The 24521-nt window shown below is 63.0% G+C and carries 22 protein-coding genes; 8 read left to right on the top strand and 14 right to left on the bottom strand.

The annotated features are described in order from the left end of the window. Positions 1–55: 55 nt before the first annotated feature. Together QMX88_RS06585 and dsbG are read right to left on the bottom strand one after the other, a co-directional pair. On the bottom strand, positions 56–619 hold the full coding sequence (locus QMX88_RS06585) for a TetR/AcrR family transcriptional regulator (protein WP_192172808.1): 564 nt from the start codon (positions 617–619) through the stop codon (positions 56–58). Positions 620–759: 140 nt separating this feature from the next. Then, complete coding sequence (gene dsbG / locus QMX88_RS06580; RefSeq protein WP_442969438.1) at positions 760–1527, bottom strand: thiol:disulfide interchange protein DsbG; 768 nt, start codon at positions 1525–1527, stop codon at positions 760–762. 201 nt (positions 1528–1728) lie between these two features. Here dsbG and QMX88_RS06575 point away from each other — a divergent pair, with 201 nt between their 5' ends. Together QMX88_RS06575 and QMX88_RS06570 are read left to right on the top strand one after the other, a co-directional pair. Beyond that, positions 1729–2412 (top strand): response regulator, encoded by a 684-nt coding sequence (locus QMX88_RS06575; RefSeq protein ID WP_282367483.1) that lies wholly within the window; start codon positions 1729–1731, stop codon positions 2410–2412. After that, a complete protein-coding gene (locus tag QMX88_RS06570) occupies positions 2409–3743 on the top strand; it encodes an ATP-binding protein (protein ID WP_282367481.1) in 1335 nt (444 codons plus the stop codon). Before QMX88_RS06575 ends, QMX88_RS06570 begins: the two co-directional genes overlap by 4 nt. A 70-nt stretch (positions 3744–3813) precedes the next feature. Here the strand turns inward: QMX88_RS06570 and QMX88_RS06565 are convergent, their stop codons facing one another. After that, positions 3814–4263, bottom strand: a complete 450-nt coding sequence (locus QMX88_RS06565) for an SgcJ/EcaC family oxidoreductase (protein WP_282367479.1) — start codon at positions 4261–4263, stop codon at positions 3814–3816. 357 nt (positions 4264–4620) lie between these two features. Here QMX88_RS06565 and QMX88_RS06560 point away from each other — a divergent pair, with 357 nt between their 5' ends. The 3 genes from QMX88_RS06560 (at position 4621) to QMX88_RS06550 (ending at position 7342) form a co-directional block, all read left to right on the top strand. Then, positions 4621–5898, top strand: a complete 1278-nt coding sequence (locus tag QMX88_RS06560) for a serine/threonine transporter (protein ID WP_282367477.1) — start codon at positions 4621–4623, stop codon at positions 5896–5898. 30 nt (positions 5899–5928) lie between these two features. After that, positions 5929–6492, top strand: coding sequence for a GNAT family N-acetyltransferase (locus tag QMX88_RS06555; RefSeq protein WP_192172802.1), 564 nt, complete (start codon positions 5929–5931; stop codon positions 6490–6492). Positions 6493–6559: 67 nt separating this feature from the next. After that, complete coding sequence (locus QMX88_RS06550; RefSeq protein ID WP_282367473.1) at positions 6560–7342, top strand: DeoR/GlpR family DNA-binding transcription regulator; 783 nt, start codon at positions 6560–6562, stop codon at positions 7340–7342. Here QMX88_RS06550 and QMX88_RS06545 read toward each other — a convergent pair. From QMX88_RS06545 to QMX88_RS06530, 4 genes are all read right to left on the bottom strand, one after another. Continuing rightward, complete coding sequence (locus tag QMX88_RS06545) at positions 7320–8885, bottom strand: sensor domain-containing diguanylate cyclase (protein WP_282367471.1); 1566 nt, start codon at positions 8883–8885, stop codon at positions 7320–7322. The two genes, QMX88_RS06550 and QMX88_RS06545, sit on opposite strands and share 23 nt — an antisense overlap. A gap of 392 nt (positions 8886–9277) precedes the next feature. Then, positions 9278–10603, bottom strand: a complete 1326-nt coding sequence (locus QMX88_RS06540; RefSeq protein ID WP_282367469.1) for an MFS transporter — start codon at positions 10601–10603, stop codon at positions 9278–9280. Positions 10604–10899: 296 nt separating this feature from the next. Beyond that, positions 10900–12453 carry a UxaA family hydrolase gene (locus tag QMX88_RS06535; protein ID WP_282367467.1) on the bottom strand — a complete coding sequence of 518 codons (1554 nt, stop codon included), beginning with the start codon at positions 12451–12453 and terminating at the stop codon, positions 10900–10902. 215 nt (positions 12454–12668) lie between these two features. Further along, positions 12669–13577 carry a LysR family transcriptional regulator gene (locus QMX88_RS06530; protein WP_282367465.1) on the bottom strand — a complete coding sequence of 303 codons (909 nt, stop codon included), beginning with the start codon at positions 13575–13577 and terminating at the stop codon, positions 12669–12671. A 257-nt stretch (positions 13578–13834) separates the two neighbouring features. On the opposite strand from QMX88_RS06530, the gene QMX88_RS06525 reads away from it, so the two are divergent. The 3 genes from QMX88_RS06525 (at position 13835) to QMX88_RS06515 (ending at position 16376) form a co-directional block, all read left to right on the top strand. After that, the gene (locus QMX88_RS06525) at positions 13835–15148 is read left to right on the top strand and encodes an L-fuconate dehydratase (protein ID WP_282367463.1); all 1314 of its coding nucleotides are present in this window, start codon (positions 13835–13837) and stop codon (positions 15146–15148) included. Positions 15149–15600: 452 nt separating this feature from the next. Further along, positions 15601–16029 carry a YidH family protein gene (locus QMX88_RS06520; RefSeq protein WP_282367462.1) on the top strand — a complete coding sequence of 143 codons (429 nt, stop codon included), beginning with the start codon at positions 15601–15603 and terminating at the stop codon, positions 16027–16029. Next, entirely contained in the window at positions 16026–16376 is a 351-nt protein-coding gene (locus QMX88_RS06515; RefSeq protein WP_282367461.1) for a DUF202 domain-containing protein, read from the top strand. Before QMX88_RS06520 ends, QMX88_RS06515 begins: the two co-directional genes overlap by 4 nt. 114 nt (positions 16377–16490) lie before the next feature. Here QMX88_RS06515 and QMX88_RS06510 read toward each other — a convergent pair whose 3' ends face one another. The 7 genes from QMX88_RS06510 to QMX88_RS06480 form a co-directional block, all read right to left on the bottom strand. Continuing rightward, the gene (locus tag QMX88_RS06510; protein ID WP_282367459.1) at positions 16491–18086 is read right to left on the bottom strand and encodes a gamma-glutamyltransferase family protein; all 1596 of its coding nucleotides are present in this window, start codon (positions 18084–18086) and stop codon (positions 16491–16493) included. A gap of 70 nt (positions 18087–18156) precedes the next feature. Next, complete coding sequence (locus tag QMX88_RS06505) at positions 18157–19065, bottom strand: ABC transporter permease (RefSeq protein ID WP_244655934.1); 909 nt, start codon at positions 19063–19065, stop codon at positions 18157–18159. Beyond that, positions 19065–20009 carry an ABC transporter permease gene (locus QMX88_RS06500; protein ID WP_037011865.1) on the bottom strand — a complete coding sequence of 315 codons (945 nt, stop codon included), beginning with the start codon at positions 20007–20009 and terminating at the stop codon, positions 19065–19067. The genes QMX88_RS06505 and QMX88_RS06500 overlap by 1 nt, the downstream gene beginning before the upstream one ends. 43 nt (positions 20010–20052) lie before the next feature. After that, the gene (locus QMX88_RS06495; protein ID WP_282367453.1) at positions 20053–21552 is read right to left on the bottom strand and encodes an ABC transporter substrate-binding protein; all 1500 of its coding nucleotides are present in this window, start codon (positions 21550–21552) and stop codon (positions 20053–20055) included. Then, positions 21549–22682 (bottom strand): ABC transporter ATP-binding protein, encoded by a 1134-nt coding sequence (locus QMX88_RS06490; protein ID WP_282367451.1) that lies wholly within the window; start codon positions 22680–22682, stop codon positions 21549–21551. The genes QMX88_RS06495 and QMX88_RS06490 overlap by 4 nt, the downstream gene beginning before the upstream one ends. Then, positions 22679–23683: an ABC transporter ATP-binding protein gene (locus QMX88_RS06485; protein WP_282367450.1), complete on the bottom strand. Its 1005-nt coding sequence runs from the start codon at positions 23681–23683 to the stop codon at positions 22679–22681. The genes QMX88_RS06490 and QMX88_RS06485 overlap by 4 nt, the downstream gene beginning before the upstream one ends. Beyond that, on the bottom strand, positions 23680–24417 hold the full coding sequence (locus tag QMX88_RS06480) for a FadR/GntR family transcriptional regulator (RefSeq protein WP_282367447.1): 738 nt from the start codon (positions 24415–24417) through the stop codon (positions 23680–23682). The genes QMX88_RS06485 and QMX88_RS06480 overlap by 4 nt, the downstream gene beginning before the upstream one ends. Positions 24418–24521: the final 104 nt, after the last annotated feature.

Genomic DNA, 24521 nt, shown 5'->3' with positions numbered 1-24521 from the left:
GGTGCTGAGACAAGCAAGACACTTCCCTGCCGCGAGAAGGGCAGGGAAGTGAGCGTCAGCCTTCGATCAGTTGCTTGAGCTGATCGCGGGTGGTTTCCAGAATTCGCTCGGCCAGCGCCGGATCTTTTGCGCTGCGCGCCAGCACCATGGCCCCCACCAGCCCGGACATCAGCATTACGCTCTTGTCGCTGTTTTGCCCATCGGCTGGCATGCCTGCTTCGAGGGTGGCGAGCATGCGGTTGATCAACTCGTCGGTAATCTCGCTCGGTTGCCCGCGCTGGCCCAGCTCGGACGCCATGGTCGGCAGCGGGCAGCCCTTTTCCGGGTGATCGCGATGGGCGGTCGACAGGTACATGTCGATGAACGCCTGGGTCGAGCTGTCTTCGGCCAGTTTCTCGGCACGTGAGGCCTGCAGCTGGTCGACGGCGCAGCGCAGGGATTTCTCGACCAGATCGTCCTTGGATTTGAAGTGGGCATAAAAACCACCGTGGGTCAGGCCCAATGCCTTCATCAAAGGCTGCAAACCGGTGGCGCCGATGCCGTCACGGCGAAAGCGTGCGGCGGCTTCCTGAAGGATGCGCTGGTGGGTCTGGGCTTTGTGATCTTCGGCGTAACGCATGGAGCGAGCCTCCTGACTGTGGCTCTTGAAATGGTGATCGACATTTTTACACGGATGACTCGTCGACGCAGTACCCACGTTGTCACGCGCGTCGCCACCGGTCAGGAGGCCCCACGCCAGACGGCCTCACTCATGCGCAGCTATTTGGGACCCATCATCTTCGCCAGTGCCTCAGGCCGGGGCGCGCCTTGTTGCTGCTGAAGGTGTCCGGCCTCGTCCTTGTAGAAGATCGACGGGGTGGCTGACAGGCCCATGTCTTCCATCAGTTTCATGTTGGCGTCGAGTTTGGCCTGAATGTCTTTGGGGATGTTCTGCATGGCCTTGAGCGTGCTGGCTTTGCCCGCCTGTTCGTGGTTCTGCAAGGCCACTTCCGGGTTCGCGTCGGCCAGCAGGCTCGCGGCTTTGGCGGCGCTGTCTTCGCGAATCACGCCGACCATGATGTGACGCAATTGCACGTTGCCGGACTTCACCCAAGGCCGCGCCTGCTCCCAGAACAGGTTGCAGTATGGGCAGTTGGCGTCGCTGAACAGGTAGATGACTTTGGGCGCGGTTTTGGCGCCGTCGGCGATCCAGGTGCTGTTTTCCATGCGACTCCACATCGCCTCGGCCATCGGTCCATAGACCAGCTTCTGCAGGGGCGCGGTGCTCAGGTCCTCGCCCTTTTCATCGAACAGATTGCCGGCCAGCACGTGCGTGCCGTCAGGGGTCAGGTACAGCGCCATGCCTTGATTCTGATACTCGGCGGCATAACCCTTCAGCCCGCCCGGTGCGTCGAAGCTGCCTTTGATGGTTGCGCCCTTGGCTTCGAGCGCCTTGATCGGGGCGGGGAGATCTTCGGCGTGAACCAGCGCGCCTGGCAGGCTGAGCGAAACGGCGATGGCGATAAGCGCAGGGCGCATGAAGTTCATGGGGTGGTCCTTGCAGAGAGGAGGCAGACATGCGCTGATGCTGCGGGAAGAGTGTGTGCAGCGCGTGCTCGGTTGCCCGATGCTGAGCAGCGGCGATTAACAGTCGATTAACCCTACGGGGCGCGTCGTGTCTGCGGCGGCTGGTGCATAATCCGCCGTTAATCCCTCTGCGCTTCAATCGCCTTTTTTTCGGGGCCGACCATGCACGTACTGCTTTGTGAAGACGACGACCTGATTGCCAGCGGCATCGTCGCGGGCCTCGACGCCCAGGGCCTGACGGTGGATCGCGTGGCCACGGCCTCGTCCGCGCGGGCGATGCTGTCGGCCGCACATTTCGACGTGATGATTCTCGACCTCGGCCTGCCCGATGAAGATGGCCTGAAGCTGTTGCGGCAGTTGCGCCAGCAGGGGGTCGAAATCCCGGTGCTTATTCTCACCGCTCGCGACACCGTGACCGACCGCGTCGACGGCTTGCAGGCCGGAGCGGACGATTACCTGCTCAAGCCCTTCGACCTGCGTGAACTCAGCGCGCGCCTGCACACCCTGGTGCGCCGCATGGCCGGGCGCAGCGTCAACGTGATCGAACACGGCGTGCTCAGCTACGACCCGAGCAGCCGGGAAACCCGCCTTGCCGGTCAGCCGGTTGATCTCTCCCGTCGTGAACAGGCCTTGCTGCAAGCGTTACTCAACAACAGCGGCCGCGTGCTTTCTGGCGAACAGTTAAAGGACTGCGTGTACGGCTTCGGCGACGAAGTCGAGAGCAACGCCCTTAACGTTCACATTCACCACCTGCGGCGCAAACTGGGCGGCCGGATCATCGAAACCGTCCGCGGTCTGGGCTATCGCCTCGGCCCGGCCGGCCTTGATTCGGAGTCAGCGCCATGATGAGCCTGCGCACGCGGCTGAGTCTGATCCTGGGCTCGGCGTTCATCCTGATCTGGGTGCTGGCCGCAGCGTGGATGCTGAGGGACTTGCGCACGCAGATGATGCAATCCCTCGATCAACGCCTTGAGGCCTCGGCGCGCATGGTGGCCGGGCTGCTCGAACAGATGCAGATGCCCACCGGCAGTGAAACCCGCTCGCTGCGGGCCGACGATCCGGCGCTGCCCAGTGGCATGGCCTGTCAGCTGAGTTCCCTGCGCGGGCAGGTCCTGGCGCGCACCGACAGCTCGCCGAGTGAACCGCTGAAGGCCGACGCCAGCGGCTTCCATGACCAGATGATCAACGGCGACCACTGGCGCGTGTACACGATGATGCATGACAACGTGCGGGTGACGACCGCCGACCGGCAGATCGAGCGCGACGTGCTGGGGCATTCGGTGCTCCTGGCGGCGTCGGTGCCGGTGCTGGTCGCGCTGTTCGGCAGTCTGGCGCTGGTCTGGTTCGGCATCAGCCGGGGGCTGGCGCCGCTCAACCGCATGCGCGACGCCTTGAATCGCCACAGCGCCGACTCGGTCGAACCGCTGGACGTGCCGAACCTGCCCAGTGAGTTGCAGCCACTGCTGGTCAGCCAGAATCAGCTGTTTCAGCGCATCGCCCAGACCCTCGAGCGCGAGCGGCGGCTGACCGGGGACGCTGCCCATGAACTGCGCAGCCCGCTCACGGCCATCAAGACCCATCTGCAAGTGGCGCGCATGACCGACGGCCAGAAGCGTGACACGGCGCTGGCCCATGCGGAGGAGGGCGCCGACCGGATGCATCGCACCCTCGAACAGCTGCTGCTGTTGGCGCGGGTCGAGGGCAGCCTGTCGTTTGACGACGGAGTGCAGTGCGACGCCGAGCAGGTCGCGCGGCTGGCCATCCACGATGCCAGTCACGGCGACGAACAGCGCATCGAACTGATCCTGCCGTCGCAGTTGTCCCGCGCCGCCGTGCAGATGCCGGCGGCACTGGCGGTCGCCGCGTTGCGCAATCTGCTGGACAACGCGCTGCGCCACAGCCAGGCCGATGCGAAGGTGGAACTGAGTGTCGAAACCTTCGACGGGCAGGCCCATTTCCGCGTTCGCGATCACGGCCCCGGCATTCCCGAGCCGGACCTGGACAAGCTCACCCAGCGCTTCTGGCGCAACGGCAAGAGCCCCGGCGCCGGGCTGGGATTGGCGATTGTTCAGGCCATTGTTCAGCGTTGCGCGTGCTCGCTGCGCTTTGACAGCCGTCACGACGGTTTGCGGGTGGAGCTGAGCATGCCGTTGCGGCGGGATGTCGCAGGCGAGTGACGTGTGGGAAGGGTCTGAAAGTGGAGTCGGCCGACGTTGGACGTCAGGCCGAGGGTTTGCTGAATGTTCGCTACTCCGGCATGGCCGAAGAGTGGTGGGAGGTAATCAGCCATTGGTTATTCACAAGTGCGTAAGTAAAGGTGTACCGCGCCTGGACTTCTGAATTGTCGCTGAAACGAAACGTGTAAAGGCCGGTATCGATTGCGCTATTGCAACTTGTAATAACAGTGCTGCTGTCGAGGGTGCCGACCGGTTTGTTTTTAAGGAAGTGATTGAAGTAATCGACTTTGCCGGCAAGATCTGTTCTGGGCTGGTTGGAGAGGGTCGGCAACAGCACGGCGTCTGGCGTGTAGTTCGCGGCGACCTTTCCGGAATCGCCAGTCTGCAGTGCGTTGTTCCAGCGGTCGAACAGGATTTTCGCTTGTTGCTCATCAAGTGTTGCGCATTGTGCGGGAGCGTTGTTTGCACTCGCGTAAGTGCTTGCAGTGAGAAACGTGATGACGGCAAAAGTCTTGAGCACGCGTTACCTTCCATGGGCGGTTGAATGTGGGACGAGAGCCTAATGGAGGGTTAACGGAAGTTGTACTCCCATGGATTTACAATACGTTTCGCACACTAATTCGTCCGTTTTCGGTGTGGGAATTGTCTGGTTTGTTAGGTAAGAAGCGTTGCTGATTTGTGCAGGAAGTTAAGCGGGTTTGTAACTTCCATCATCCGGCCCCGCAGGCTTTTGGTCCGACAAGCCTTTGATTCTGCTCTCTAATCCCGGACAATCGCGCCCCTTTCCCTGTAGAGAACCGGTCAGGGGCGCCGACTGCCACGTTTTTCGACGCGCTTTTGACCATGTAGCTATCACCGGCAACGGAGAATCGACCGGATGAATGATCAGGCCAACAGCGTCGAACACACCGTCGACGCCGCACCCGCGAGCGTGACTACCTGGAACCGCAACGACACCACCTGGATGCTCGGACTGTTCGGCACCGCCATCGGCGCGGGCACGTTGTTTCTGCCGATCAACGCGGGCATCGGCGGGTTCTGGCCGCTGGTGATTCTGGCCCTGCTGGCCTTCCCGATGACCTTCTATGCGCACCGCGGGCTGACCCGGTTCGTGCTCTCGGGCCGGGATGGCGCGGACATCACCGAGGTGGTCGAGCAGCATTTCGGCAAGAAAGCCGGTGCCCTGATCACGCTGCTGTATTTCTTCGCCGTGTTTCCGATCCTGCTGATCTACAGCGTGGCGCTGACCAACACGGTCGGCAGTTTCATGGAGCACCAACTGCACGTGCAGCCGCCGCCGCGAGCGCTGCTGGCGTTCGTGCTGATCCTCGGCCTGCTGGCGGTAGTACGTTGCGGTGAGCAGATCATCGTCAAGGCCATGAGCCTGATGGTGTACCCGTTTATCGTGGCCTTGCTGTTCCTCGCGGTGTTCCTGATTCCCCACTGGAACGGCGGCATTCTCACCACGGCAAGCAGCCTTCCGGCACCTTCGGCGCTGCTGCACACGCTGTGGCTGGCGATTCCGGTGATGGTGTTCTCGTTCAACCATTCACCCATCATTTCGGCGTTTGCCGTCGACCAGAAGCGCCAGTATGGCGAGCAGGCCGAACCCCGCAGCGCGCAGATCCTGGCCCGTGCCCATCTGCTGATGGTGGTCATGGTGCTGTTCTTCGTCTTCAGCTGCGTGCTGACCCTGGCGCCGGAGCAACTGGCGGAAGCCAAGGCGCAGAACCTGTCGATCCTGTCCTATCTGGCCAACCATTTCAGCAACCCGACCATCGCGTTCGCGGCGCCGTTGATTGCATTCGTCGCGATCACCAAGTCGTTCCTGGGCCACTACATCGGCGCCAGCGAAGGCCTCAAAGGTCTGGTGATAAAGACCGGCCGCCGTCCTTCGCCACGTACGCTGGACCGGCTGACCGCAGGCTTCATGCTGGTGGTCTGCTGGCTGGTGGCAACCCTCAACCCAAGCATTCTCGGGATGATCGAAACCCTTGGCGGCCCGGTGATTGCGGCGCTGCTGTTCCTCATGCCGATGTACGCCGTGCGCAAAGTGCCCGCCATGCGCCGCTACGCGGGAAAACTGTCGAACGTGTTTGTGGTGGTGATAGGGTTGATCTCGATCTCGGCGCTGGTTTATTCGTTGATGCAGTGATCAACAATCGCAGTCAGGGAAGCGGCGAACATGGCCAATAGCGACACACTCGATTTTACCCTGCGCCCTGCCACGCAATCGGATGTGCTCACGATTGCGGTGTTGGGGATGCAGGTGTTCATGGATACCTATGCGACCGAGGGCGTGCGTGACGCCATCGCTCGGGAAGCGCTCGAGTCGTTCGCGCCCGAAACCATTTCTTCGATTATCGAGCGGCCTGACTCCATATTCCTGCTCGCGGAAGTCGATGAGCATCTGGTCGGCTTTACGCAGATCTGTCTGCAAACGGGTCACCCTCTGGTTAGCGACCAGCATGCGGCCGAGCTCAAGCGCCTTTATGTGCAGGAGCGATTTGCCGGGCATGGGATAGGGTGGCAGTTGCTCCGCAGCGCGGAACGTGAAGCAGCGGCCAGGGGCGCTTCAAAGATATGGGTGACGGTTTGGGCGAGGAACACCCGTGCCTTGCAGTTTTACCCTCGACAGGGCTACGAAGAAACCGGCATGGCGGTACATCGCCTGCAGGCTGAATCCCACCCAAACGTGTTTTTCTGCAAGTCGCTTAGCGTGTCAGGACATGTCCAGCCTGTGGTTTGACAGGGCGCCAGAGTGCGCCCCATGATCCTGCTCGTTTCTGATCGATTCAGCTCTCTATCGAGGCCTTATGTCCGCCAACCCCGAAGCATTCCCCGGCGAGCGTCAGCGTTTGATCTCCGAGCGTCTGGCCGTGCACGGTCGGGTGATTGCGGCGGAGCTGGCGGCCGAGTTCAATGTGTCCGAGCATTCCATTCGCCGCGATCTCGGCGCTTTGGCGTCCGCCGGCCTGTGCAAACGCGTGTACGGCGGGGCGATTTCGCTGGCGTCGGACGGGCCGATCGCTGCGCGAGTCGAGCATGAGCCCGGGCGCAAGCGTCAGTTGGGTATCGCGGCGGCGGGATTGATCAGCGCCGGGCAGCACGTGTTTATCGACGGCGGCTCGACCAATCTGGCGATCGCCAAAGCCCTTGATCCGCACATGCCGTTGACCGTCACCACCAACGCGCCGCTGATCGCCGTCGAGCTGATGAAGCTGCCGTCGGTGGAGGTGATTCTACTCGGCGGGCGGCTGAGCCCCGTCGCGGGCAGCACCTACGGCTTCACCACCATTCAGCAACTGGCCCACTTCAATTTCGATCTGTGCTTTCTCGGCGCCTGTGCGCTGGATGCGCTGAAGGGCGTAACCGCGTTCGACATGGACGTCGCCGAGTTCAAGCGCGCCGTGGTGGCGCGCAGCGGTCAGGTGGCGGTGGCGGTGATCAACGAGAAGCTCTCCAGCATCGCGCACTATCAGGTCGCGCAGTGCGAGGAAGTCGGCGCGCTGGTGGTCGAACACGACGCGCCCGATGACCGGCTGGACCTGTTTCGCGGCAAGGTCGCGCACATCGTTACGGCGCGGGCAGCGCACTGAGCACCGTCGATTCCTGCCAGGCAACGGTGCGATTGCGGCCTTGGTGCTTGGCGGCATACAGCGCGGCATCCGCGCGTTTGACGAAGTCTTCCATGGTCTGGCATTCCTGCGCTTTACAGCCATAAACCCCCAGGCTGATGCTGACGATGCCGATCGGATTGCCCTGATGTTCGAGGGCTCGGGTGAGCACGGCCAACCGGATCTTTTCCGCCAGGCTCACCGCGCCGTGCACGTCGCTGTAGGGCAGGAACACGGCCATTTCTTCCCCGCCGTAGCGCACCGCCAGGTCGCCGGTACGGTTGAGGTTGCTGCGAATGCACTCGGCCACGGCGACGATGCATTTGTCGCCGGCGACGTGGCCGTAGTTGTCGTTGTAGCTCTTGAAAAAATCGATGTCGATCATGATCAGGCTCAGCGGATGCAGGTTGGGCTCACCGTTGCGAAACTCCAGGCTGAGAATCTCCTGAAAATGCCGACGATTGGCCAGGCCGGTGAGGCTGTCCTGCAGCGCGAGTTTTTCCAGCGAGTGGCTGGCGATGCGCAGCTGTGATTCGGCGTTGAGGCCGAAACGGATCTGCTGGAACAGCAAGACGCCAAACAGCAAGTTGGCGACCACTACGCAGATGATGATCGCCAGCGAGCGCCATGCGTATTGCCGCCACTCGTCGAGTACTTCGCGCTGGGACAGGCCGGCGAGCACCACCATCGGGTAGCGGTCCAGTTTCTTGTATCCATACGGGCGCTGTTCGTGGTCAAGCATCGACACGACGTTCGCCGTGCCTTCGTAGTGTTCCCTGACGTGAAGACGGAACAATTCGCCGTCGGCGATGGACGTACCGCGTACGTTTTCGAGAAGCGGGCGTCGCGCCAACAAGGTCCCGTCGGCCATTGCCAGGGTGATGACACCATGCTTGCCGATGTCGAAGCGCTCGAAGAACCGTTCGAAGTAGTTCAGCTCGACGGTGGCCAGCACCACACCGGCGAAGTTGCCCATCTCATCGTTCACCCGTCGCGACACCGGGATGATCCAGTCACCGGTGGAACGGCTCTGGATGGCCGCCCCGATATGGGGGAGGGTGCTGTCGATGGATTGGTGAAAGCGGAAATATTCTCGGTCCGCGTTGTTGGCGTTGGCCGGCATGTGGTTGAGAGAGGTTGCCGCCCAGTTGCCGTCCTTGTCGTAGATGAACAGGCCCTGGATCTGCTCGACGCTGGCGGCCGTGGCACGCAGATAATCGTGCATGCGCGAACCACTGGCGGCGCCGAAGCCATCGAAGGAAAGCCGTTCGACCACCGACGACACGGCGATGTGGGCCTGGTCGAAGGCGTCATCGGCGTGCTGCGCCATTGAGCGCGAAAGGTTGGCGACGTTGGTATTGGCGATTTCCAGCTCGTGCATGCGCGTCTGGCGTAACTGCCAGACGGTGATGCTGGTGATGGAGATGCACACCAACAAGGTAAACAGCCCCGCCAGCCACAACACCGGCATGCGTTTGAGTCGTCGGTTTCTGACGCCGAACTCCGATCCTTCTACCTGTCTCAAACCCCACCCTCGCTGACTGCCACGATTTCAGACCCGCCACTGTGACGAACAATCCTCTCGTTCGGACACGCAGCATCGCAACAGCGACCCGTCTGACTCACAGCGTAGGACAAGTGCGGGATTTTGAAGGGAAATTTATGACGTATAAATCATCTGCGGGAGATGTGCTGCGGTGTGGGCGTGACGTGGTTATAGGGCCGTGTGCGAGTTTGGCTGATGTTGACATGTGGGAGCGAGCTTGCTCGCAAAGGGGCCAGTACATCCGCTAAATGTTCAGCGGGTGGAATGCCGTCTTCGCGAGCAAGCTCACTCCTACAGGGATCGCGTTCACCGGGCTATAACTGCGTTCTTGGGGCCGCGTGCGTTCCCAGCAATACGTTGCAGGTTATCAATCAAACCCGACGCCCTTGCACCTCATCCAGATTCGCCTGCCAGTCCTTCTGCGCCGTGGTGGTGTGTTCGGGGATCGGTGCCTTGAGCAGCACGAAGTAGGCGACCGCCGACAGCAACGCGACAATGGCGCTGACCGCGAAGGCCGTGGCAAAGGTGCCGGAATATTGCACGCTGAACCCGGTGACGATCGGCGCGATGGAGCCGGCGATGTAGCCGCCGAAATTCTGGATCGACCCCAGGGACGCCACGCGTTTGGTGTCGACCACGGTATTGACCACCATCCACGCCGTGGCGCTGGACAGGTTGATGCCGAACAGCGCCAGGCAGAGCAGGGCGACGCAACCGCTCAGGCCGGTGACGAACGTCAGCGGCAGGGTGAACACGGCGGCAAACACCAGCCCGCCGATCACTGTGTATTTACGGCTGTTGAGCACGCCGACGCCGCGCTTGACCAGCCGATCGCAGATTCGCCCGGCGGCAATGGTGCCGATCGCGCCGAACACGTAGGCGAACGACACCACCCAGGCGGTTTGGTAGGGGTCGAGGCCGTGTTCGCGCTGGAAGTAGCCGGGCAACCAGGTCAGTTGCAGCCAGAGCATGTAGATCACGCCCATGAAACCGAGGAACGTGCCCCAGGTGCTGCGGTGCTTGAACAGGTCGAGCCAGCCGGCGAAGAACGAAGCCTTCGGCCCGGCATCGGCCTGAACCACCTGAACGATCGGTTCGCGCCCCTCGGCTGCCAGCTCTTTCAGGTACTGCGCACGGCTTTTGTAGAACATCAGCCAGCACAGCGACAGCACGATGCCGAGCACGCCGGTGATGATGAACATCCCGCGCCAGCTGAAGTTGACCATGAACAGCGTCAGCAGCGGCGGCGCCAGGCACGGGCCGATGCAGGTGGCCGACCAGACGATGCCCGTCGGCGTGCCGCGCTCGTGCTCTTCGAACCACTCGTTGAGGGTTTTGGCGGCCGACGGAAACATCGGTGCTTCGCCAATCCCAAGCAAAACGCGCAGGGCGAAGAAGCCGCTAAAGCTGTTGACGAAGCCCGACGCCGTCTGCGCGATAGACCACACCATCAGCGCGCCACCCAATGCGATCTTGCTGCCGAGCTTGTCGATGATCATGCCCATCGGCAACTGCGCGAAGGCATAGGCCAGCGAGAACGCCGACAACAGAATGCCCATCTCTGACGGGCTGATGAGCATGTCTTTCTGGATCGTCGTGTTGGCAATGGACAGCGCGCTGCGGTCCAGATAATTGACCACGCCGAACAGCATCAGAAAGACGATGGTGATCGTCTGGTAGGTCTTGAGGGATTTCATTGCGCACCTTTTTTTATTGTTTTAAGGCTTGAAAGCTTTGTTCGTGTAGGACCGGCTTCAGCCGGGAAGGGGCCGGTTTGAGCACCATCGATCTTGCGGTGTGACGCTTGAAGAGCTTCCCGGCTAAAGCCGGTCCTACCAGGCGAACGCAGTCCAGCAGGCGAACGCATTTCCCTGTGGGACCGGCTTCAGCCGGGAAGGGGCCGGTGTGGGCACCATCCATATTGCGGTGTGACGTTTGAAAAGCTTCCCGGCTAAAGCCGGTCCCACGAAGAGCGTCGATTGCTCGACAGACCTCAGGTCACCGCACCGATGTGCCACGGAACAAACTCGTTTTGCCCATAACCGTGCTGCTCGCTTTTGCTGCGGGCGCCGGAGGCGATGTCCAGCATCATCTGGAACACATACGCGCCGCGTTCTTCAATGGTCGTGGTGCCATCGGCGATGCCGCCACAATTGACGTCCATGTCCTCCTGCTGAAATTCGAACACGCGGTTATTGGTCGCCAGCTTGATCGACGGCGTCGGCGCGCAACCGTACGCAGAACCGCGACCGGTGGTGAACGCGATCAGATTAGCGCCGCCGGCCACTTGCCCCGTGGCAGAGACCGGGTCGTAGCCGGGGGTGTCCATGAACACCAGGCCTTGGGCGCTAACGGCTTCGGCGTATTCATACACGCCCATCAGGTTGGTCGAGCCGGCCTTGGCCACGGCGCCTAAGGATTTCTCCAGAATGGTCGTCAGCCCGCCCGCCTTGTTGCCGGCGGAGGGGTTGTTGTTCAGCTCGGCGTTCATGCGCTGGCAGTAATCCTCCCACCAGTGAATCCGCTGGACGAGCTTCTCGCCGATGGGCTGACTGGCCGCCCGCCGCGTCAGCAAATGCTCGGCGCCGTAGATTTCCGGGGTCTCCGACAGAATCGCCGTACCGCCCGCCGCCACCAGCCGGTCCACCGCATTGCCCAGCGCCGGGTTGGCGGTGATGCCGGAATAGCCGTCGGAGCCGCCACATTGCAGACCGACGATCAAGTGCCGGGCGCTGACGGTTTCGCGGGTGATCCGGTTGGCCTGGGGCAGCAGCGATTGCACCTGGGCGATGCCGCTGGCGATGGTCTTCGACGTGCCGCCGGTGCCCTGAATGGTGAACGCACGTAGTTGATCACTGGCCTTCAGGCCCTGGCTGTCGAGCATGTCCTGGATCTGGTTGGTCTCGCAGCCCAGGCCCACCACCAGAACCGCCGCAAAGTTCGGGTGCACGGCGTAGCCCCCGAGGGTGCGGCGCAGCAGGTCGATGGCCTCGCCTTTGGAATCGATGGCGCAACCGGAGCCGTGGGTCAGCGCGACCACGCCGTCGATGTTCGGGTAGTCCGCGAGGGCCTCGGGGAAAATGTCACGACGGAAACGGTCGGCGATGGCACGGGCCACGGTGGCCGAGCAGTTCACCGAGGTGAGAATGCCGATGTAGTTGCGCGTCGCCACACGGCCGTCGGCGCGCACGATGCCTTGAAAGAACGCCTCGGTTTTCGGCGTCTCGTGGGCGTCGACGCCAAAGGCGTAGTCACGGGAGAAGTCGCCCATCTCGACGTTGTGCACATGCACGTGCTGCCCGGCCTCGATGGGCTGTGAAGCGAAGCCGATGATCTGGCCGTAACGCCGCAGCGGCTGACCCTGCTCGACCCGGACCGCCGCGACCTTGTGCCCGGAAGGAATCGGCTGCGAGACCGTGACGTTTTCTTCGTCCAGGCGCGTGCCTTCGTTCAGCGCCTGGCGAGCGATCAGCACGTTATCGAGGGGGTTCAGGCGGATGAACAGCGCGCTGCTGTCGAACGCGGCGGTTTTGGCAATGAGTTCCATGCGGCCTCTCATGACGGTGGCGGCCTGCGTCAGCAGTGCGAGGCGACGGCTCCCCGTGGGAGCGCACCGTGGCTGGCCGGTTATTGTTATCACGACGTACACGACGCCGCTTCATAAGCGCGGACGTTGTTGGCCGATTTTCAGCCACTCTATGAAGCCAGCGGGTAATTTCCCAATGAAAGGTTTCGATTACGCGATAACGCAGGGTTATCAATTCATGCCGCTATCGGAGACTTTAGAAATGTCAGCAGTGCCTTCACCGCTGCCGACATCGGTCGGGCTTTCGACGTCATCAGCCCAAGATTGGCCATGCTCAGCGGCAGCTCGACCGGCAGGATGGCGATCATGCCGTAACGGGCGTAATGCTCGGCGACGTCATTGGGCACCACGGCGACCATGTCCGAAGATTCGAGCATCGAGGTGGTGGCCAGAATCGAACGGGTTTCGATGATGTCCAGCGGCTCAATCAATTGCGCCGCCTGCAACGCGTTTTCAACCTGGCGCCGCATGGGGCTGCCGATGGGATGAAGGATCCAGGTCAGCGGCGCCAGCTCCGTCAGGGTCAGGCCGCTGTGGTCGACCAGCGGGTGCCCCGGCCGGGCGATGATGCGCATGCGTTCGCCCTGTTCGAACAGCTGAATGTCGAGGCTCTGGCCGTCGAGCTGATCCGGCAGCCGACCCAGCACCACATCGAAATCGCCACGAATCAGTGCAGGCAGCAGCTCATCGCTGGTGCCGACTTCCAGGGCGATGCGCACTTTCGGGTGCGCGGTCTTGAACGCCAGCACGCCGCGGGTCAGCAGCGTCGGCACCGGGCCCATGACCGTGCCGATGCGCACCATCCCCGTCGCCCCTCGTGCCAGCTCGGCCAACTGCGCTTCGGCGTATTCGAATTCATGCAGCGCGCCCTGGGCGTAGCGAATCATCACCTCACCGAATAGCGTCGGCTGCATGCCGCGCGGCAAGCGCTCGAACAGTTGCACGCCGAGGCGTTCTTCCAGCTGTTGCAACAACAGGCTGGCGGCGGGCTGGGTGGTGTGAATGGCAGCGGCGGCCTTGCGCAGATTGCCCAGTTCGCCCAACGCGTTGAGCAATGCGATCTGCCGGCTGGAAATTTTCAGCATCGGGAAGGTGCCAGGCAGACCAGCGGAGGGTAACGTGTCTGACATATCGGATTTGGTATCGATGATTAGGATTTGGCGATTATGCCTGTATCGCGGTTCGGCCTACAGTTGGCTATGACTGTAGGAGTGAACTTGCTCGCGATTGCGATTGATCAGGTACTGAAGCGTTGACTGGCACGCTGCAATCGCGAGCCAGGTGGAACGCCACCCCGGTCACTCCTACAGGTATGCGTTGCCACAAACAATAAGAGCCCACTATGCAGATCACCTCCATTTCCGTCCGCGACATCCGCTTCCCCACCTCCCTGTCCCTCGACGGCTCCGACGCGATGAACAGCGCGCCGGACTATTCAGCCGCCTATGTCGTGCTGCACACCGATTCGTCCGACGGGCTGGAGGGCCATGGCCTGACGTTCACCATCGGCCGTGGCAACGAAATCTGCGCGGCAGCGATTCACTCCCTGGCGCCCTGCGTGGTGGGGCTGACCCTGGAATCGATCACTGCGGACATGGGCGCCTTCTGGCACAGCATCACCGCAGGTGACAGCCAGTTGCGCTGGTTGGGGCCGGAAAAAGGCGTCATTCATCTGGCCACCGCCGCGCTGGTCAATGCGGTCTGGGACCTATGGGCCAAGGTCGAGGGCAAGCCGGTCTGGAAGCTGCTGGCCGACATGACCCCCGAGCAGTTGGTGAAATGCCTGGACTTCAGCTACGTCACCGACGCCATCACCCCCGAAGAGGCTATCGCGCTGCTCCGGCGCCAAGTGCCGGGCAAAGCGAAGCGCGAGGCCCAGATGCGGGAGGAGGGCTATCCGGGCTACACCACCGCGCCGGGCTGGCTGGGTTATTCGGAAGAGAAGATGCGCCGTCTCGCCCGCGAAGCCGTTGCCGAAGGCTGGACCCACATCAAGCAGAAGATCGGTTCGGACATCGAAGAAGACATGCGCCGCGCCGCGATCTTGCGCGACGAACTGGGCTGGGAGCGCACGCTGATGATGGATGCCAATCAGGTCTGGAGCGTCGAGCAATCGATCAGCAACATGCGCCGGCTGGCGGCGTTCGAGCCGTGGTGGATCGAAGAGCCGACCCACCCCGATGACATCCTCGGCCACGCGACGATCCGTCAGCGCATCGCGCCGATTGGCGTGGCGACCGGCGAGCATTGCCACAACCGGGTGATGTTCAAGCAGATGTTCCAGGCCGGCGCGCTGGATTTCTGCCAGCTCGACGCGGCCCGGCTGGGCGGGCTGAATGAAGTGCTGATCGTGCTGCTGATGGCGGCCAAATTCGACATCCCGGTATGCCCCCACGGCGGCGGCGTCGGGTTGTGCGAATACGTGCAGAACATCTCGCTGTTCGATTACATCGCCGTATCGGGCTCCCTGGACAAACGCGTGCTGGAGTACGTCGATCACCTGCACGAGCATTTCCTTGATCCGGTGGTCATCCGCCGCGGCCGCTACATGCCGCCGCAACGGCCGGGGTACAGCATCGAAATGCACGCCGAAACGCTGGAGCGGTATCAGTATCCCGATGGCGCAGTGTGGGTGGAGTTGGCTGCCAACAGATGATTTAAATGTTGGTCACTCCGTCTCACGGATGCTGCACGGTGGCGCAGCAAACATAGACCCTGTGGGAGTGAGCTTGCTCATGAAGACTGACTTTCAGCCATCAGAGAAAGTGGCTGAATGTCCCGGCCCCTTCGCGAGCAAGGTGGAGCGCCACCCCGGTCACTCCCACAGGTCCTCCGAACTGGCCGAAATATCGAGGCAGCCCACTATCCGTGGGAGTCGAGCTTGCTCGCGAAGACTGCGTTTCAACCGCTGAAAATTTAGCGGATGTACTGGCCCCTTCGTGAGCAAGCTCACTCCCACACGCTCGTCATCGCCACGAATATCGGTGACATGGCCCTATTTGAGAAACCCCGCGCTGCGCCAACAGACACCCCCATGTCGCTGTGGACACGGGCCTTTCCCGGGCATGACCGGTATGATCCGTCGCATCTACCCGACCACGGTGCGACATGAATTCCCCTGAGCCCGGCAACGTCATCCCTCCCGCCCATGCCCCCGTCACGCCGCCGGAGCGTGATCGGCTGTCGGCTTCGCTGCTCGGTGGCGGTTGCGAGCCTGACCCGCGCTTCACCCTCGCCAACGAACGCACCTTTCTCGCCTGGATCCGCACGGCGCTGGCTTTTCTGGCCGGTGGCATCGCGGTCGAAGCCTTCACCAGCGACGTGTTCAGCCCCGGCCTGCGTCGGGCCGTGGCGCTGTCGTTGCTGGTGCTGGCCTTGTTGGTGAGCGCCAGTGCCTGCGTGCGCTGGCTGAAAGTCGAGCGGGCGATGCGTCAACGCAAGCCGCTGCCGTTACCGGTGCTGGTGCCGATTCTGTCGATGGGGGGCGCACTGGTGGCGGCGGGGCTGATCGTCTTTCTGATTTACGGCGCGTCGTGAACCGGCGCGGACATGCCGTATCGTCGACGCCCTTGCGCCACGACGATCCCGGCCTGCAACCCGAACGCACACTGCTGGCGTGGCGCCGCACGCTGCTGACGTTGATCGGCGTGTGCCTGTTGTTCCTGCGCTGGATTCCGCCGTTTGGGTGGGTGGCCCTGCTGCCGGTCATCCTTTCCCTGATCGCGGGCATCCTGATCCAGATCGGTCTCAACGCCCGCTACCGCAAAAGCGCCCGAGGGATGACCCAAGAGCGCATCCCACCGCCGTTGCGTGAGGTGGCGGTGCTGGGTTGTACGGTGATGGTGTTGAGTCTGGTGGGGATTGTTGCGGTGGTGTCTGGCTGATCAATCTGATCAGGCAGACATCTATTTCTCCGGATTGACGCATCAGCCGCAACATAATTGGCCAGCAGGACCTGCCTCTTCCCGGCTGAAGCCGGTCCTGCAATGCCGGGAGACTCAATACGCCGCCACCAGCCCATCTTTCCTCGGATCGGTCCCGCCCACATACCCATGGGCCGTGCGCTGGATGATCTGCGCGCCGCCAAACGCAAACACGCCGCTCGGGTCTTCAACCTCCACATCGTGACCCCTGGCGCGCAGGGCTTCGATCACCTTCGGATCAAACGAGCGCTCCACCGCGACCTTCAGGCCTGACTCGATACGCCAGCGCGGTGCGTCGGCGGCGGCTTGGGGGTTCTGCTTGTAGCGCAGAATGCGCAGCATCATCTGCAAATGCCCCTGGGCCTGCATCGGCCCGCCCATCAGGCCAAAGGACATCAACGGCGTGCCGTCGGCGTTCATCACGAAGCCCGGAATGATGGTGTGAAACGGCCGCTTGCCCGGTGCCACGGTGTTGACGTGATCAGGGTCCAGGGTAAAACCCGCACCGCGATTCTGCAGGCTGATGCCCGTGCCCGGCACCACCACACCGGAACCGAAACCCATGTAGTTCGACTGGATGAACGAAACCATCATCCCGCTCTCGTCCGCCGCCGACAGGTACACCGTGCCGCCGGCCTTGGGCGCGCCGTGCAGCGGATCTTGTGCCTGTTCGCCTACCAACGCTGCGCGGTCGCGCAGGTACGCAGGGTCGAGCATGTGTTCAGCGGCGACGCGCATGTGATCGTTGTCGGTGACGTGCTGGTTGAGGTCGGCCAGCGCCAGTTTCATCGCTTCCAGCACAGGGTGCACGGTCTCGATGCTGTCCACCGGCTGCTCACCCACGCCCAGCGCTTCGAGGATGCCCAGACCCGCCAGCGTGGCAATGCCCTGACCATTCGGCGGCAGCTCGTGGACCACGGCACCGGCATACGGCACCGACAAAGTATCGATCCAGTCCACCCGGTGGTTCGCTAGATCTTCGAGGCTCATGACGCTGCCATTGGCGTTGGCGTGGCTGATCATCGCCTGGGCCAGCTCGCCGCGATAGAACGCTTCGCCCTTGGTCTGAGCAATCAGCTCCAGGGTTTTCGCGTGATCCTTCAGCGTGACTTTCTCCCCGGCCTTTGGCGCTTTGCCGCCTTGCAGAAAGCACTCGGCAAAGCCCGGTTGATCCTTCAGCAGTGCGGCGCCGCGCCGCCACAGTTCGGCGATGATTGGGGTCACCTGGTAACCGTCCCGCGCATAGCCGATGGCCGGTACGGCGAGGGTGGCGAAGGGTAGCTTGCCGTAGCGCTCGGACAACGCGACCCAGGCCGACACCGCGCCCGGCACCGTCACCGAGGCCCAGCCGCGCTGGGGCATTTCCTGCTGACCGGCAAAATGCTCCGGCGTCCAGGCGTTCGGCGAGCGGCCCGAGGCGTTCAGGCCCTGCAGCGTCTTGCCGTCCCAGACGATGGCAAAGGCGTCGCTGCCGATGCCGCAGCCGGTGGGTTCGACCACGGTCAGCACCATGGCGGCGGCGATGGCGGCATCAACGGCGTTGCCGCCGTGACGCAGCATGTCCAGCCCGGCCTGTGCGGCCAGGGGTTGGGAGCAGGCGACCATGTTGTTGCCCATCACCGGCGAGCGGGCGGACGCGTAAGGTTGGCTGTAATCCAGATCATCGAACATGCAGTCGTTCTCTTCTTGGCAGTTGATCGGTTATCGAGTGGGCGGCTTCGGCGGATGAGCGCGAGCGCTGTCAGCTTTTCGGGTCGAGGGCATCACGCAGCCCGTCGCCCAGCAGGTTGAAACACAGCACGGTGATGTAGATCGCCACACCCGGGGCGATGGACATCCACGGCGCCTGTTCCATGAAGTTCTTCGCGGTGTTGAGCATCGAGCCCCAGGACGGTGAGGGCGGTTGCTGGCCCAGGCCGAGGAACGACAGGCTCGCTTCCGCCAGAATCGCCGACGCGATGGTCAGCGTCGCTTGCACCACCAGCGGCGAGAGCACGTTCGGCAGCACGTAGCGCAGGATGATCCAGCGATCCGGCAGGCCGATGGCGCGGGCGCCCTCCAGGTAATCTTCGTGACGGATTGCCAGCACCTGACCGCGGGTCAGGCGCGAAAAGATCGGCATCGCCGACAGCCCGATGGCGATCATCGCGTTGCTCAGGCTCGGGCCGAGAAACGCGCCCAGGGCAATCGCCAGCACCAGAAACGGACATGACAACAGCGCTTCCATGATGCGCGAAATCACCGCGTCGAGTTTGCCGCCGAAGTAACCGGCCAACAGGCCCAGCGGCACGCCGATGACCATGGCAATCGCTACCGAAACCCCGCCGGCCAGCAACGAACTGCGCGCACCCCAGAGCAGGCGGGAAAACAGGTCACGTCCCAGCTCGTCGGTGCCCAGCCAGTAGATCAGCGACGGCGCCTTGCGCACGGCGAGGAAGTTGGCTTTCAGCGGATCATGGGGCGCAATCCACGGCGCCAGCAGCGCGGCAAGAATGAAGATGATCAGCACCACCGCGCCGACCACCGCGCCCTTGTTGGCGAGGAATTTCTTCACGAACGGCGAACGGGTGCGCGGCCGCAATGGTTCTTTCAACGGTGCCTGAGACGGCGCGTTCAGCGGCGCTGAAGGATGGGTCGCAATCGAAGTCATCAGGCAGTCCTCAGACGCGGATTGATCAGGCGGTAGAGCACGTCGGCCAGCAGATTCAGCAGCAGGAAGCCGATCGCGACGCACAGCACCACGCCTTGCACCACGGCGTAGTCGCGGTTGAACACAGCATCGACAATCATCTTGCCGAAGCCGGGAATGCTGAAGACCTGCTCGGTCAGCACCGCGCCCCCGAGCAATTCACCGAACAGCAGCGTGGTGAGCGTAACGATCGGCATCAGCGCGTTGCGCAAGGCGTGCTTCAGAATCACCGTCCGTGGAAACAGCCCCTTGGCCCGCGCGGTGCGCACGTAGTCGGCGCGCAGCACTTCGAGCATCGCGCTGCGGGTGTGGCGCATCAGCACGCCCGACAGCCCGGCGCCCAGCACGAAGGCCGGCAGGATCAGGGTTTTCAGGTTCTGCCCGACGTCTTCACCCAGAGGCACGAAGCCCGACGCCGGCAGCCACTGCAGCTTCACGGCGAAGATCATGATCAGCAAGATTCCCAGCCAGAAGTGCGGAATCGAGATCCCCGACAGGGCGAACACGTTGGCCGCGTAGTCCACCGACGTGCCCTTGCGCACTGCCGAGATCACTCCGGTGGGAATGCCGATCACCAACGCGATGATCAACGCCAGCACCGCCAGCTCGATGGTCACCGGCAGCTTCGACGCCAGCAGCACGGTCACCGGTTGTTCGGTGCGCAGCGAAGTGCCGAAGTCGCCCTGCAGGACATTGCCGACCCAGTGCACATATTGCAGCGGCAGCGGGTCGTTGAGCCGGTATTTCTCGCGCAGGTATTCCATCACCGCCGGGTCGCGCTCTTCACCCGCCATGGCCTGGACCGGATCACCGGGCAGCAGCTTTTGCAGGGTGAAGACGAACAGCGAAACCAGGATCAGCGTCGGAATGGCACTGAGCAGGCGTCGCAGGATGAAAGTCAGCATGACGAATCCTCGCGGCCGAAGCGGTTATCCACGGGCGCCGCTGTCATTTGAAAGCGACGTTGTTCAAGCGAATCAAACCATCGGGATTGGGCACGAAACCGGTGAGGTTGCTGCGCATGGCGATGATTCGTGGATCGAAATACAGGTAGCTGGTCGGCACGTCTTCGGCGAGCAGGCGCAGGGCCTCGAAGTAGATGGCCTGACGCTGGGCCTGATCATTCACGGTGCGCGCCTTGTTCAGCAGCTCGTCGAGTTTCGGGTCACAGAAATGCCCGTCGTTCTGGCCGCCCTTGCAGGTCACGAACTGGTGGATATCACCATCCGGATCAGGACGGCCCGACCAGGCGCTCATGCCGATCTGGAAGTTGCCGGTCTGTTGCTCGCTGAGCAGCGTGGCGTATTCGGTGGCGATCAGATTGACCTTGAAGCCGGCCTCTTCGGCCATCGCCTGAATGATCTGGCCGACCTGCTGGGCGATGGGGTTGTTGGCCACTTTCAGCTCGACGCTGAGGGGCGTCTTCACCCCGGATTCGGCGAGCAGTTTTTTGCTGGCTTCGACGTCGCGGGTCGGGACCGGCAGATCCTTGTCGTAATACGGGCTGTTTTTCGGGAACGGCTGGGCGCTTGGCGCGTACAGGCCTTCGAAGACCACCTGATTGATCGCGTCACGGTCGATGGCCAGCTCGAAGGCCTTGCGCACGCGCTTGTCCTTGCCCAGCGGGTTGTTGGCCTTGTCGCCGTTGTTGGTGTTGTACATCAACTGCATGTAGCCCAGGCCCGGCGTGCTGAACACCTGCACGTGGCTGTCCGCCTTGGCGGTCTTCACGTCGGTGGGCGCGACGCGCTCGATGATGTCCAGGTCGCCGGAACGCAGGTTCGCCAGGCGCACCGAGGTGTCCGGAATCGGCAGGAAAATCACCTTGTCGAAGTGGTACGCCTGCTTGTTCCAGTAGTTGTCGAAGCGCTCCAGCACGATGCGGTCCTGCTGCACGCGCTGAACGAATTTGTACGGCCCGGAACACACCGGTTTCGAAGCCACGTCGGTCGCCGAGGCCTTCGGTGCGAGCATCATCCCGGCGCGGTCCGACAGTTGCGAGATCAGCGTCGCGTCGGGCTGCTTGACCTTGATCGCCACGGTTTTCGCGTCGATCACCTCAACGCTGTCCACCGACGCCAGTTCGCTCTTGCGCAGGGAGTCGGGAAGGGTGCGGGCGCGGTCGAGGTTGAACTTCACGGCGGCGGCGTCGAACACCTCGCCGTCGTGGAAGGTCACGCCGTCGCGCAGGGTCATGGTCAGCGTCTTGCCGTCCTCGCTCCAGTTCCAGGCGGTGGCCAGTTGTGGCGCGTAGGTCAGGTCCGGGTTGACGTCGACCAGCTTGTCGCACAGCGCGGTGTAGACCAGACGCCCCGAGTAAGTGCGCGAGCGGTGCGGGTCGAGCATGTCAGGGTCGTCCTGAATGCCGATGCGCAGGGTGGTTTCGGCGACAGCCGCATTCGCAGCGAGTAGCAACAACGTGGTTGTCATCAGGTGGGCGAATTTCATGGCTGACTCTCCAGAGAAAGGGCTTGATGGCTTTTGAACAGGTTCAGGCGCTGGCTGTAGGCGGCGCTGGGCGTCGGCACGATCAGCGAACCGGCGCCGGCGTTGGCGATTTCGCGCCAGTAATGGCAGGCCACCTGACGCCCCGGCTCGACGGTTTCGAAAAGCGGTTTCACTTCGCGGCACAGCGCTTTCGCGTGGGGGCAACGGGTGTGAAAGCGGCAACCTGAGGGCGGCTTGCTCGGGCTTGGCATGTCGCCGCCGAGCAGCGGGCGCGGGCGGCGCAGGTCCGGGTGACTGACCGGCACCGCGGCCATCAGCGCCTGGGTGTAAGGGTGAAACGGCGTTTCGAACAGCGCGTTGACCGGCGCCAGTTCGACGATCTCGCCGAGGTACATCACGGCCACGCGGTCGCTCATGTGGCGGATCACCGCGAGGCCGTGGGCGACGATCAGCAGGGTCAGGCCGAACTGGTGCTTGAGGTCTTCCAGCAGATTGACCACCTGGGCCTGCACCGAGACGTCCAGCGCCGAGACCGGCTCGTCGCCGAGGATCAGCCGTGGCTCCGAGGCCAGCGCGCGGGCGATGCCGATGCGCTGGCGCTGACCGCCGGAAAATTCGTGGGGGAAGCGGCTGCCGTGCTCCGGCGCCAGACCCACCGTGCGCAGCAGCTCGGCAACCTTGTCCTGACGCGCGCTGCGGCTGTCGTCGCGGTGCAGCCAGATCGGCTCGCCGATGATCGATTCGACACTCATGCGCGGGTTCAGCGAGGCGAACGGGTCCTGGAAAATGATCTGCAGATCGCGGCGCACCTGACGCAGCTTGTCGGCGGGCAGATTACCGAGGTTGCGGCCTTCATAAATAACGTCGCCCGCAGTGGGCTTGAGCAGGTTCAACAGCACCCGGCCCAGGGTCGATTTGCCCGAGCCGGATTCACCCACCAGCGCCAGAGTCTCGCCCCGGCGCACGGCCAGGGACACCTCGTTGACCGCCTGCACCGGCGGCTTCTTGCGCTGGAACAGTCCGGCTTCGCTGTGAAAGTGTTTGCTCACCGCGATGCTTTCCAGAATCGGCTTTTCGAGGGCCGACTCCGCACTCCCGGTGTCGACGATTTGTTGTCCTGACAGGCTCATGCGCTGACTCCCAGATGCTGTTCAAGTGGCACGCGGATGCAGGCGGCGAAATGCCCGGCGGAGACTTCCAACAACGGCGGGCGGGCTTCCCGGCAGGCGCCGATGACGAACGGGCAACGGCTGGCAAAGCGGCAACCGGTGGGCATTTCAGCCGGCGTCGGGACGCGTCCGTTGATCGTCGCCAGCCGCCCTTCGCGAGGGCCGACCGAGGGCATCGAACCCATCAGTCCGATGGTGTAGGGGTGCTGCGGATCATCGAACAGTGTCTTCACCGAACCGCTTTCGACGACGCGCCCGGCGTACATCACGATGACCTCGTCGGCCACTTCGGCGACCACGCCGAGGTCGTGGGTGATCAGCATCATCGAGGTGCCGGTTTCGGCCTGGAGGCTGGCGACCAGCGAAAGAATCTGCGCCTGAATGGTCACGTCCAGGGCGGTGGTGGGTTCGTCGGCGATGATCAGTGCGGGGTCATTGGCCAGCGCCATGGCGATCATCGCGCGCTGACGCATGCCGCCGGACAGCTCGTGGGGGTAGGCATCAAGGCGCTGGAGGGCATCGGGCACGCGGACCTTTTCCAGCATTTCCAGCGCGCGCTGGCGGGCGGCGCTGGCGGACAGGCCCTGGTGGCGAATCACGCTTTCGGCAATCTGATCACCAATGGTGAACACCGGATTGAGCGAGGTCATCGGCTCCTGAAAGATCATCGCCATGCGATTGCCGCGTACGTCCAGCAGGCGCTCGTCGGACATGCCCAGCAGCGGCTCGCCCAGCAGGTTCGAAGCACTGGCCTGGACCGTCGCGGTGTCGGGCAGCAAGCCCATCAATGCCATGGACGTCACGCTTTTGCCGCAGCCGGACTCGCCGACGATGGCCAGGGTCTTGCCCGACTGAATGGCGAACGACACGCCGTCGACGACGTTGGCCGGTGCATCCTTGAAGCGCACGGTGAGGTCGCTGACGCTCAGTACCGATGGGGTGTTCGCGGGTGAAGCACTCATACGCTGGCCTCGAGGTCTTGCTGGATGACGTGATCGAGCGCCTGTTGCAGCGCACGCAGATGACCGCGCATGGCGGTGGCGGCCTTGGCCGGGTCGCGACCTTCGATGGCGCCGATGATGTCGTGGTGATCGTGGCTGTAGGTGCTCAGGCGGTCGGTGTTGCGGGCGCGTTGGCGCAGGTCGCGCCATGCCGGATCAAGCCGGATCGCGTCGAGCATTTCGAATATGTCCAGCATCAGCCGGTTGCCGGCGGCTTCAGCGATCCCGCGATGCAAGGCGCTGTCCCACAGCTCGATGCCTTCGGCGTCGGGTTCGCTGGCGTGTTGCTGATGGGTCGTGCGCTCGGCCAATCGGCGCAGGATCGCCATCTGTTCGCCGCTGGCGCGCAGGGCGGCCAGTGAGGCGAGCGCCGGCTCCAGATAGATACGGGCTTCCATGACCTCGCTGAAATTGGTCCGGCTCGACAGCTTGGCAAAGCTCATGGCCGCGCTCGGCGGGGTGGGGCCGACGAAAGTGCCCTTGCCCTGCCGCCGCCAGATATGACCCTCGGCTTCGAGCACCGCCAGCGCGCGGCGAATGGCCCGGCGACTGACGCCGAAATCCACTGCCAGGTCGCGCTCGGTCGGCAACGGCCGCTGGGGAAACGCCGCCTGCTGCGCAACCAGCTGGCGCAGCGCGTCGAGGGCCATCTTCGACGAAGTGTCGTGGGTTGCGTCGGTGTCGATGCTGTCCATCTGCGTCTCTCGTCACGGGGTGAACCGGAGGCCTGGCCGTTTTGTGAAGCACGGCTGGGCTGTAGAGGACGAGTGCAATAGCGATGCCAATGGAAATTGGTTCA

This window comes from Pseudomonas sp. PS02290, from assembly GCF_029960075.1.
Classification (GTDB): domain Bacteria; phylum Pseudomonadota; class Gammaproteobacteria; order Pseudomonadales; family Pseudomonadaceae; genus Aquipseudomonas.
The sequence above is the reverse complement of the archived record's forward strand: the minus strand, read 5'-3'. Positions and strand labels throughout refer to the sequence as shown.